This is a genomic window from Halovulum sp. GXIMD14794 (assembly GCF_054457455.1).
The window spans coordinates 102321-112510 of record NZ_JBTLNF010000001.1; the positions used below are offsets into that span (position 1 = coordinate 102321).

Sequence of the window (10190 nt, forward strand, 5' to 3'; positions counted from 1 at the left end):
CGGCAAACTTGCGCGGACCCTAGAAAGGGGGGGCAGGGCTGTCAAGCGCAGACGTGCAGGAACGTGTTTGGTTCAATATGTTGAAATTGCTTGTTATTTCCGGGGTGCGACCGGCGGGCGCATCCGTCGCGTTTCGCGGCCCTCGCCTGCGACGGTGCACCGCCGTTCATTCAACCTGACGGTTGACGATTCACGGATCGGGGGTAAACCGGGGGGATGATCCCGCACGCTCCAGATCCCGACGCTCATCTTGACGCCGTCTTCGCGGCGCTCGCCGATCCCACGCGGCGGGCGATCGTCAACCGGCTTCTGGCCGGGGATCACACCGTTTCGGATCTCGCCGAGCCGTTCGAGATGAGCCTCGCGGCCGTCTCCAAACACCTCGGCATCCTGACCCGCGCCGGGATCGTCAGCCAGCGCCGCGAGGGACGGACCAAATGGTGCCGGCTCGAGGTCCTTTCGCTACGGCCCGCCGCCGTCTGGATGGAGGCATTCGGCAGTTTCGATGCCACCGACCTCGATACGCTCGAAGAACTCTTCGCCTTGGCCGAGGCGCTTCCCGCCGCGCAACAGGACGACTAGACCGCGCCCAGTACCTTCAGGGGCACGAAGACCGCCGCGCCCAGCGTTGCCAGCCCCGCTCCCGCGAACAGCGCGTCCCGCGTCAGCAGGGCGGTCGAAAACATCAGCACCGTGAAGCCGAGGATCGACGACGAGAACGGCACCACCTCAAGGAAGGGCATCGCGAGGCCGCAGAGCAGGCAAAGCATCTCCAGCAGCGTGCGGACCGGCGCGCGCATGAGCCGCCAGCCATGGCCCGTCGCGTGCCGGTCCATCCAGTCCGCCGCCTTGCGGATCTTCGGCATCGCCTTGCGGGCTTTCTGCCCGTCGATCGGGCGATGGGTCAGGAAATCCGGCAGCCAGAGGTGATCGCGGCCCGGCCACAACATCTGCGCGGCGATGAACGCGATGGTCAGCCCGCAGGCCGACGAGAACAGCGGAATCCCCGACAGCGGCGAGACCACCAGCATCGCCGGCACGATCATCACCGGCAGGAACGAACTGCGCCCGAACCCCTCGATCACGTCCGAAAGGGTCGGGCTGTCAGACTGGAAGACATCCTCCAACGCGTCGGCAATGGTGCTGACGGGGTGATCGCTTTGGGCGGGGTCATGTGCGGTCGTCTCGGTCATCGCAGGATGAACGCGCGACAGGCACGCCGGTTCCGCCTCATGTCAGGACCTGCACGCTGATTGCGCCGGCGTATATCAGCAGGACTGCCAGGCTCTCGGTCCCGATGTTCCCCGGCCCGTTTTTCTCGCGATACAGCATCCCCATCGTGATCACGCAGGTCATCACCAGGCCCGTCGCCAGCCAGAACCAGTCGTCCATCGTCACCGCATGGTAGATCGAGCCCTCGCGGTAGCCGACATCGGCCAGCGACAGGAACAGCACGTCGAATGTGTTACCGCCGATGATCCCGCCGAGCGCCAGTTGCAGCGCGCCGCGCCTAACGGCGGCCAGCGTGGTGACCAGTTCGGGCAGCGAGGTCGCCACCGCCGTCATCAGCGCGCCCACCACCGAGGCGTTCAGCGAATACCGGTCGATCAGCCCCGCCGCGACCTGGCTCAGAACCCAGCCGGCCGTGCCCAGCGCCGCGAGCAGCAGCGCGAACCGCCCGAACAACACAAGCGTCTGCCGCCTGTCGCCGCCGTCCTCGTCCGGCTCGTCTGGCTCGGTCTCGCGGGTGCGGACGGGTTTCCACATCGGCGCCTCGCGGATCCGCCGTGTCGCGACAAGGCCACCCGCATAGATCACGATCAGCAGGACCGAGACCGGGTGGACACCCAGCAGCGTCACTTCGGGCCCGGTCAGCGCCAGCAACGGCAGCGCCAGCAGCAGCATGAGCAGCGCGCCCTGGAAGACGTTGGCCAGCTCCGCGGCCGCGTGTTCTAGGTTGGCCCGGCGATGCATCACGTCCGCCACCGCCAAGAACGCCGTCTGCGCTGCGATCCCCCCGATCCCGTTCGAGAACGCCAGCGACGCCCGCCCGTCCAGCGCCGCGGTCAGCGAGACCAGTGTTCCGGAAAGCGAGGTCGAGGCCCCCAGCAGGACGCCGCCCACCAGCGCCTCGCCCAGCCCGGTGCGGTCGGCCAGCCGGTCGGCAAGGTCCGTCATCCGCAATCCGCTCAGCAGGATCACAGTCGAGGCGGCAAGGAAAATGGCGATCAGCGCGAGGAGGGGAAGACTTTCGAACATGGTCCCAAACGCGGTTGCCCCGATTTGGTTTCAGGCTTCCGTCAGAAGCGTCGGGGCGGAACCCTGCGCGTCGCAGCGGCGTTGGCCTTGCACGAACCGTAACCGAAACCCGGAACGCTGTCATGGACCGCATCGACCTGATCGCCCTTCTCTCCGCCGCGCTGATCGCTGGTGGCGGCTGGCTGATCCAGGCCGAGGCGCAGGACATGGGCGCATCCGGCATCGCGCAGGCCGAGGGCGGCACTGCTCTTCGCATCCTGCGCTGATCCAAGGAGGAACTCCATGTCCTGGCTCGACATCCTGCGCCCGCCCGTCCCGCGCCCCCAGCCGCTGCCGCAGCCAGTCGACACCGCACCCCCGCCGCGCACGCGCTGATCTCTTCCGCCGGAACCAAACCCAGCCTTTCGCGGTTGTCCCGCATCCGTGGAAGGAAACAGGATGATCACCGAGAACGGCGGGGCCCCCGCCCAGACTGACCTCGAAGACACCGCCTCAGACAATCGGCGACGCCGCCGCGAGGAGGTCGAGACCCGCTCGCAGGACAACGAGCGTGCCCTGACCGCATCCGAGCGCGAGCGGGTACGCGACGCCCGCCGCCTGTCCGCGCGCACGGTCTATGCCGTCGTCATGGCCGAGGGCGAAGAGGAACTCTCGCGCCCCGTGCACTCGCTGATGTGGTCCGGCATCGCGGCCGGGATCGCGATCTCGACCTCGGTCCTCGCCGAGGGCATCCTGCACCACGAGCTCAAGGACATGCCCCGTGCCGAGGTGATCGTCAGCATGGGCTACACCGTGGGCTTCATCCTGGTGATCCTTTCGCGCCTGCAACTCTTTACCGAGAACACGCTGTCGGTCGTGCTGCCGGTGCTGTTCCGCCCGACCCGCGACAACTTCCGCTGCACCGCGCGGCTGTGGACGACGGTGTTCCTCGCCAACATGATAGGCACCGCGCTCGCCGCGGGCTTCGTGATGATCCCGGATCTGATTCCACCCGGCACGTTCGACGGGATGGCCGAGGTCTCGCGCAGCTATGCCGAGGTCTCGGGCTGGGACGCGATGTTCCGCGGCATCCCGGCGGGGTTCCTGATCGCCGGCGTCGTCTGGATGCTGCCGTCGGCGCGCGGCTCCGAGATCTGGGTGATTTTCCTTTTCACCTACATGATCGCGCTCGGCGGATTCACCCACGTGATCGCCGGCTCGGGCGAGGTGTTCCTGCTGGTCTTCATGGGCGAGATGACCATCTGGACCGGGATCGGCCAGTACATCCTGCCGACGCTTCTGGGGAACATCATCGGCGGCACCGGCCTCTTCGCCATGCTGGCCCATGCGCAGGTGTCCGAGGAACTCTAGACCCGCCTGACGGCCTGCCGCATGTGCGGGCCGCGCGGCGCGTGCTATGGCTTGGAAAACCGCCGGGGAACCCTTGCCGATGGCGCAGCTGCCACTGCCCGATTATCCCGACCGTTTCGCGCTGGCGAACGAGCTGCATGCCCGTCCGTTCCCGGAACTGGTTGCGCCCTGCCGTGCCGGGCATATCGCCATCATGCCCGAGGCCAACGCCGCCGAGCGGGACCGTGCCCGCGACTTCGACCATCTCTGCGCGCTTCTCGACCGGCACGGCGCGGTCAGGCCCGCGCCCGGTGCGAACCACCACAGCGCGCAGCTGGGCCGCGCCTTCCTCAAATGGGAGCAGCACACCGAGTTCGTGACCTACACGCTGTTCGTGCCGGGGCTTGGCGATACGCCCTTCGACGGCAGCGTGCACGCGCTCTTTCCCGACGACTGGCTGGCCGCCGCGCCGGGGCGTGTGCTGACCTCCTGCCTCGTGCGGATCGAGGAGGATGGCGGCCAGGCCGACGACGGCACGCTCTCGGCCTATTTCGTGCAGGAAAGCTTCGCGATCAGCGCGGTGATCGACGGGGCCGCGACCATCGCCGGGGATTTCCGCATCGACCAGAACGGGCACGTGCGCTTCTCGGTCCTGCCCGCCCCCGGCACCGGAGAGCAGCGGCTCGGTCGCATTGTTCAGCGCGTGCTTGAGATCGAGACCTACAAGGCCGCGGCCATGCTGACGTTGCCCCACGCCCGCCGCGTCGCGGGGCGGGTGGCGGAACTCGACCGCGAGCTGGCGCAGGTCGTCACCCACATGGCGGCGGACGAGGGCGATGACGCAGGCACGCTCGACCGTCTGCTGCGCATCGCCGCCGAGGTCGAGCGTCTGTCCTCCGAGACCGCCTTCCGTTTCGGCGCCGCCGGGGCCTATGCCGCCATCGTCACCCAGCGGATCGAGGTGCTGCGCGAGGAACGCTCCGCCTCGCGCCAGACTTTCGCCGAGTTCATGATGCGAAGGTTCGAACCCGCGATGCGCACCTGCCGCTCCGCCGAGGGCCGGCTGACGGAACTCGGCCTGCGCGCGCAGCGCGCCTCGAACCTGCTGCGGACGCGCGTCGATGTCGGCAACTCCCGGCAGAACGTCGAGGTTCTGCGCCGCATGGACGAACGCGCCGCGCTGCAATTGCGCCTGCAGGAAACCGTCGAGGGCCTCTCGGTCGTCGCCATCAGCTATTACGCGGTGAACCTCGCCGCGAACCTGCTGAAACCGACGGGCAAGGCCATGGGCCTGTCCGAAGCAGGTGTCTATGCCCTGCTGACGCCGCCTGTGGTGCTCGGCGTCTGGTTCATGGTCCGCCGCATCCGCGCCCGGATCGCCGCCCGCGAAAAGGGCCGCGAATGACCCCGTCCCCCGAGATCGCGCGGCTCTGGGCGCTGATCGACGCCGACCCGATGGGGGCCGAGCTTGCAGGTTTGCTCCGCGCCCCCGAACTGCGCTCCTCGGGCTATCCGCAGACCCCCGACGCCTGCCTGCCCTTCGCCTGGACCGGCGGCGACGGCGTCCACTTCTCGCAGGCCCCCGGCGGTGTGGTCATCATGACCGTGCCCATGTGCCCCGAAACGCCCAACCTGGCGCTGGGCGATGACCTGCGCGAGTTCCTGGCCCTCGGCCTGCCCGAGGGCTTCTTCATGCTCGAAGGCCTCGCCTACGACCGCGAAAAGGGCCTCGCACGCCTCGCGGCGCGCAAGGGCCCGCCCGAAGGCTTCATGGCCTCCCTGGCAAAGACCTTCGCCCTCACGCCCTGGCCGGAGCTCGCAACGCGCTTTGCCGCGCTTCAATCCGCCCACGCCGCCCACCTGCGCCCCGCCTGACAGAGGCGCGCCAGCTTTCTCTTTCCCCAAAATACTCCCGCCGGAGGCCCCCGCCCGCCACGGGTGCGAGGCCGGCCGACCTCACCCCACGGCCTTCGCCTGGTTCACCCGCGCCGACAGCGCCGCGTGGCTCTCGACGCGCTCGGAGTACCGGTCCACAAGATGCTCCTTGATGTCCCTCGTCAGCATGGTGAACTTCACCAGCTCCTCCATCACGTCGACAATCCGGTTGTAATAGGGCGAGGGCTTCATCCGACCGTCGGCGTCGAACTCGTTCCAGGCCTTCGCGACCGAGGACTGGTTGGGGATCGTCAGCAGCCGCATCCACCGCCCCAGGATCCGCAGCTGGTTGACCGTGTTGAAGCTCTGGCTTCCGCCGCAGACCTGCATCACCGCCAGCGTCTTTCCCTGCGTCGGGCGCACGCCACCCAGCGATAGCGGAATCCAGTCGATCTGCGACTTCATCACCCCGGTCATCGCGCCGTGCCGCTCGGGCGAGGACCAGACCATGCCCTCGGACCAGGTCACGAGGTCACGCAGTTCAGCCACCTTGGGGTGGTCCGCCTCGACCGTGTCTGGCTGCGGCAGGCCGCGCGGATCGAAGATGCGGACCTCGGCGCCCAGCTTCTCCAGCACGCGGCCTGCTTCCTCGGCGCTGAAGCGCGAGAAGCTGCGTTCCCGCAGCGAGCCGTAGAGGATCAGGATCCGCGGTGCATGGCTGCTGCGCGCGGCGGGAAACAGCGCCTCGGGGTCGATCGGGGCGAAGCTTTCCTCCGCGATGTTCGGGCAGTCAGACAACGTACTCGCCTTCCTCGTTCAGGATCATCTGGCCGTCTTCCTTCAGAAGCGGCCCCTCGGGCAGCCGGTCCAGCAACGCCAGCACCGCCTCCGAGGGTCGGCACAGCCGAACCCCCTTGGGGCTGGCGACGATGGGCCGTTCCACCAGGATCGGATGTTCGACCATCGCGTCCAGCAGCGCCTCCTCGGACACCGACGGGTCGGTCAGACCCAACTCTTCCGCCGGAGAGCGGCGCACCCGCAGCGCCTCGCGCGGGGTCACGCCCGCCGCCGCGAACAGCGCCAGCAGCTGCGGCCGGGTCCACCCCTCCTTCAAGTACTCGACGACCACCGGCTCCACGCCCGCGGCGCGGATGAAGGCCAGCACATTGCGCGAGGTGCCGCAGTCCGGGTTGTGATGAATGACGATCATTCCGTGTCCTTTCGCGCTCAGCAGCAGGCGATTTCATCGAGGAAACTGCGGCACATCGCCGGATCGCCACCGCAGCAGTCCTCCAGCAGAAAGCCCAGTAGGGCGCGCACCTGCTCCATCCGCGCGAAATAGCGGATCGAGCGGCCCTCGCGCACCGCGCGGACCAGCCCGGCGGCGGAGAGGACGTTGAGGTTGTTCGACAGCGTGTTGGCCTTCACGCCCAGCCGGTCGGAGATCTCTCCGGCGGCCAGGCCCTTCGGCCCCGCCTGCACTAGCAGTCGGAACACGTCGAGGCGCATGTCGTGCGCCAGCCCCGCGAGAGCATCGATGGCAGTTATCTTTTCCATATTTCATGTATAATGGAAATAACAGCCGGGGCAACCCCGAACCCTCAGCCTCGCGCGGGAAGCGCCGTGCCGGGGCGCGAGACCAGCGCGAACACCAGCCCCGCGACCACCGCCAGCCCCGAGGCCAGGGCAAAGGTCTGCGCCGGTCCGGGACTGGCCAATTCGAGGAAGGACGACAGGAACTGCCCCAGGAAGATCGCCGAGGACAGCATGCCAAGGTTCCGGGCCCTCGCGCCGACCGGGCTGCGCGCGACGACCGCATGATTGGCTACCGGGATCGAGAACCCGAAACCGGTGCCCATCAGCAGCGCGGCCAATGCCAGGCCAGCCCCCTCGGCGCCCACCGCATAAACCGCGTGCCCGGCCGCGAAGGCCGCGAAGGCCAGCAGGATCGTACCCCTATCGCCGAACATCCGGCAGGTGCGGGGCATCACCCCGGCGGCGATCACCGCCACCATCGAGACCGATGCAAGGTAGTAGCCGATCATCGTCTCGCTCAGCCCCTGCGCGCTCAGGCTGCCGGGCAGGGTGATGAAGGATGCGAAGAACAGCACCATCGCCAGCGTCGCCGCGAGGTAGATGTCGCGCACCCCCTGCGGCGGCGTCTCGTCCGCGCTGGCCGATGCCTGCGTGGCCGGTGTGCGCGGCACCCACAGCGCGACCGGCAGAAGGAAGGCGAAAGCCAGCAGGTAGAGGCCGAACGGCAACCGCCAGCCGAACGCCGCCAGCGCGCCGCCGAGCGCCAGAAAGACCACGCCGCCCAGCTCGATCGACATGCCCTGTCGGGCGATCATCCGCAGCCGCGCGTCCCCCGCGTAAAGCTCCGAGATCAGCACCGTGCCCGCCGCCATCACCACGACGGTCGCGAAGCCCAGGGCCAGCCGGTCCGCCAGCAGCAGCGGAACCGCGTCGATGAAGGCTCCGGCGGCGCCCAGAACGCCATAGGCCGCCATGCCCACCAGCATTGCGCGCCGCCCGCCGAGCCATTCGATCAGCCGCCCGGCGAAGGGGCCGAACAGTACCACGCCCAGAGACGGCAGGGTGAGCAGCCAGCTTGCGTTCGCGCCCATCCCGGTTCGCTCAGCCAGCGTCGGCAGCACCGGCGCCACCACCGAGCCGACCATGATAGTCAGCGTCGATACCAGCAACAGCGCCGCCGCCGCGCCCTTGGTCGCCCTTGTCTCGTCAGTCATTCCCGTCTCCATTGCATTCGTGACTTGCTGGACGCATATACGAGACTCCAGTCCACAAACAATACGAGACGGCAGTCTATTTATGTCGGAGGCCCGGAATGAACGAAGATGTGAAGCCTGCCGGCCGTCCGCGCGACGATGCAGCCGGCCCCGCCCTGAAAAAGGCGGCGCGGAAGCTGGTGCGCGAGCACGGCTATGGCGCTGTCAGCATCGGCCAGATCATCGCGGCGGCGGGAGTGTCACGGCAGACGCTCTACCGCCGCTGGGACAGCAAGGCCGACCTGGTGCTGGAGGCTTTCTTCGAATCCGCGGGCTCGCCGCCGGACCCCGCGCCCGGCGCACCGATCCGCCCGGCGCTCGAGGCGTTCCTGCTGCAGATCTTCCGGCATCTCGAACAGGATGGCGGCGCGATCCGCAATCTGATCGCTTCCGCCCAGACCGACCCGGCCTTCCTGACCGGCTTTCGCGAGAATTTCGTGATCCCGCGCGAGCGCATGGTGACCGACCTGCTGGACCGCGCAGTGGCCGAGCGGCAGCTGCCGCCCGGGTTCGACATCGCGACCGCGACGCAGATGCTGCACGGCGGGTTCTGGTACCGGATGCTCAACGGGCAGCCGCTCGACGAGGCATTTGCCCGCGCGATGGTCGCCGCGATTTGGCCCCCGGAAACGGCGGGTTCCGGGCGTTAACGTTTAATATAGACTCTTTTCAACTTAAATATCATGTACTTAAGGGGGTTTTCACGATGAAATCCCCCTTTTCATGCTGCAAAGCGCTGTTTCGTAGCGCTCACCGCTCGGGCAGCGGGATGAATTCGGCATCGTCGTCCGGGGGCAGGTGGAAGCGCCCGTTCTGCCAGTCCCCGGCGCGCCAGGCCTCTTTCGCGGCCTCGATCTTCTCTTTCGACGAGGCGACGAAATTCCACCAGATATGCCGCGGCCCGCCCAGCGTCTCGCCGCCCAGCAGCACCAGCCGCGCGCCCTGTTCTCCGGCTTTCACGGTGATCCGGTCGCCGGGGCGGAACACCATCATCTGCCCCGCCGGGTACTCCTCGCCCGCCACGTTGGCCGAGCCCGCGACAACATAGATGCCCCGGTCCTCGTGATCGTCCGGCAGCGGTAGAGCCTCGCCAGCGGGCAGCATCGCGTCGGCATAGAACATGTCGTTGTAGACCGGCACCGGCGCGGTCTCGCCCCAGGCGCGGCCCATGATCAGCCGCACCTGCTTGCCGGCATCTTCGAACAGCGGCAACTCGCCCGCAGCACGGTGATGGAAAGCGGGGTCGGTGTCCTCGTGATCGTCGGGCAGGGCGACCCAGGTCTGGATCCCGAACAGCTTGCCCCCGGCAGCCCGGCGCGCGTCCGAGGTCCGCTCGGAATGGGTGATGCCGCGCCCGGCGACCATCCAGTTCACCGCGCCCGGCTCGATCTCGAGCTGGGTGCCCAGGCTGTCACGATGCATGATCCCGCCGTCGAACAGGTAGGTGACCGTGCCCAGCCCGATATGCGGGTGCGGGCGCACGTCGATCCCCTGCTCGGTCAGGAACTCCGCCGGGCCCATCTGGTCGAAGAAGATGAACGGCCCGACCATCTGCCGCTTCGGAGCGGGCAGGGCGCGGCGCACCTCGAACCCGCCGATGTCGCGGGCGCGGGGAACGATCAGGGTCTCGATCGCATCGACCTCGTCGCCGGTCGGGCAGGACGGGTCCAGGGCGGGGTTCCAGCTCATGGTGGCCTCCTTCGGCTTGCACGATGAAAGGTATGGGGCCGCACGCGCCGCGAACCAACAGCCGATGCGTCAGGAAACCGTTTCCCGACGCGCGCCAATCCCATTCCGGCACGACATGCCTTGCGGGGGCGCACGGCAGGCCCTACATCCGCAAGCGATGGTCCGTAATCCTTTCTCCAAACGCCCGCTTGTGCCGGTCATCCGGCTCGAGGGCGTCATCGGCGCGGGGGGGGGGGGAGGGGGGGGGCG

General features: G+C 68.1%; 13 protein-coding genes. 6 read left to right on the forward strand and 7 right to left on the reverse strand.

Going from position 1 to position 10190, the window contains the following annotated elements:
* The first annotated feature begins 216 nt into the window (after positions 1-216).
* Positions 217-582, forward strand: a complete 366-nt coding sequence (locus tag ACW9UR_RS00475; protein ID WP_458914921.1) for an ArsR/SmtB family transcription factor — start codon at positions 217-219, stop codon at positions 580-582.
* Here the strand turns inward: ACW9UR_RS00475 and ACW9UR_RS00480 are convergent.
* Both ACW9UR_RS00480 and ACW9UR_RS00485 read right to left on the reverse strand, forming a co-directional pair.
* Positions 579-1193 carry an exopolysaccharide biosynthesis protein gene (locus tag ACW9UR_RS00480; protein WP_458914922.1) on the reverse strand — a complete coding sequence of 205 codons (615 nt, stop codon included), beginning with the start codon at positions 1191-1193 and terminating at the stop codon, positions 579-581. The genes ACW9UR_RS00475 and ACW9UR_RS00480 overlap by 4 nt on opposite strands.
* 37 nt (positions 1194-1230) lie before the next feature.
* Positions 1231-2259 carry a sodium:calcium antiporter gene (locus ACW9UR_RS00485; RefSeq protein WP_458914923.1) on the reverse strand — a complete coding sequence of 343 codons (1029 nt, stop codon included), beginning with the start codon at positions 2257-2259 and terminating at the stop codon, positions 1231-1233.
* A gap of 122 nt (positions 2260-2381) precedes the next feature.
* Between ACW9UR_RS00485 and ACW9UR_RS00490 the strand changes: the two genes are divergently transcribed.
* From ACW9UR_RS00490 to ACW9UR_RS00505, 4 genes are all read left to right on the forward strand, one after another.
* A complete protein-coding gene (locus ACW9UR_RS00490; protein ID WP_458914924.1) occupies positions 2382-2525 on the forward strand; it encodes a hypothetical protein in 144 nt (47 codons plus the stop codon).
* A 172-nt stretch (positions 2526-2697) separates the two neighbouring features.
* Positions 2698-3609, forward strand: coding sequence for a formate/nitrite transporter family protein (locus ACW9UR_RS00495; protein WP_458914925.1), 912 nt, complete (start codon positions 2698-2700; stop codon positions 3607-3609).
* A gap of 79 nt (positions 3610-3688) precedes the next feature.
* A complete protein-coding gene (locus ACW9UR_RS00500; protein ID WP_458914926.1) occupies positions 3689-4993 on the forward strand; it encodes a DUF3422 family protein in 1305 nt (434 codons plus the stop codon).
* The gene (locus ACW9UR_RS00505; RefSeq protein ID WP_458914927.1) at positions 4990-5463 is read left to right on the forward strand and encodes a hypothetical protein; all 474 of its coding nucleotides are present in this window, start codon (positions 4990-4992) and stop codon (positions 5461-5463) included. Before ACW9UR_RS00500 ends, ACW9UR_RS00505 begins: the two co-directional genes overlap by 4 nt.
* Before the next feature lie 81 nt (positions 5464-5544).
* Here the strand turns inward: ACW9UR_RS00505 and arsH are convergent, their stop codons facing one another.
* From arsH to ACW9UR_RS00525, 4 genes are read right to left on the reverse strand one after another with little or no spacing between them, the layout of a single operon-like run.
* Positions 5545-6261 (reverse strand): arsenical resistance protein ArsH, encoded by a 717-nt coding sequence (gene arsH / locus ACW9UR_RS00510; protein WP_458914928.1) that lies wholly within the window; start codon positions 6259-6261, stop codon positions 5545-5547.
* Entirely contained in the window at positions 6254-6673 is a 420-nt protein-coding gene (gene arsC, locus ACW9UR_RS00515) for an arsenate reductase (glutaredoxin) (protein WP_458914929.1), read from the reverse strand. Before arsC ends, arsH begins: the two co-directional genes overlap by 8 nt.
* Before the next feature lie 17 nt (positions 6674-6690).
* Positions 6691-7020: an ArsR/SmtB family transcription factor gene (locus ACW9UR_RS00520; RefSeq protein ID WP_458914930.1), complete on the reverse strand. Its 330-nt coding sequence runs from the start codon at positions 7018-7020 to the stop codon at positions 6691-6693.
* 44 nt (positions 7021-7064) lie between these two features.
* Positions 7065-8213, reverse strand: coding sequence for an MFS transporter (locus ACW9UR_RS00525; protein WP_458914931.1), 1149 nt, complete (start codon positions 8211-8213; stop codon positions 7065-7067).
* A gap of 98 nt (positions 8214-8311) precedes the next feature.
* Between ACW9UR_RS00525 and ACW9UR_RS00530 the strand changes: the two genes are divergently transcribed.
* Positions 8312-8902: a TetR/AcrR family transcriptional regulator gene (locus tag ACW9UR_RS00530; protein WP_458914932.1), complete on the forward strand. Its 591-nt coding sequence runs from the start codon at positions 8312-8314 to the stop codon at positions 8900-8902.
* Positions 8903-9002: 100 nt separating this feature from the next.
* Here ACW9UR_RS00530 and ACW9UR_RS00535 read toward each other — a convergent pair whose 3' ends face one another.
* The gene (locus ACW9UR_RS00535; protein ID WP_458914933.1) at positions 9003-9941 is read right to left on the reverse strand and encodes a pirin family protein; all 939 of its coding nucleotides are present in this window, start codon (positions 9939-9941) and stop codon (positions 9003-9005) included.
* Positions 9942-10190 lie beyond the last annotated feature (249 nt).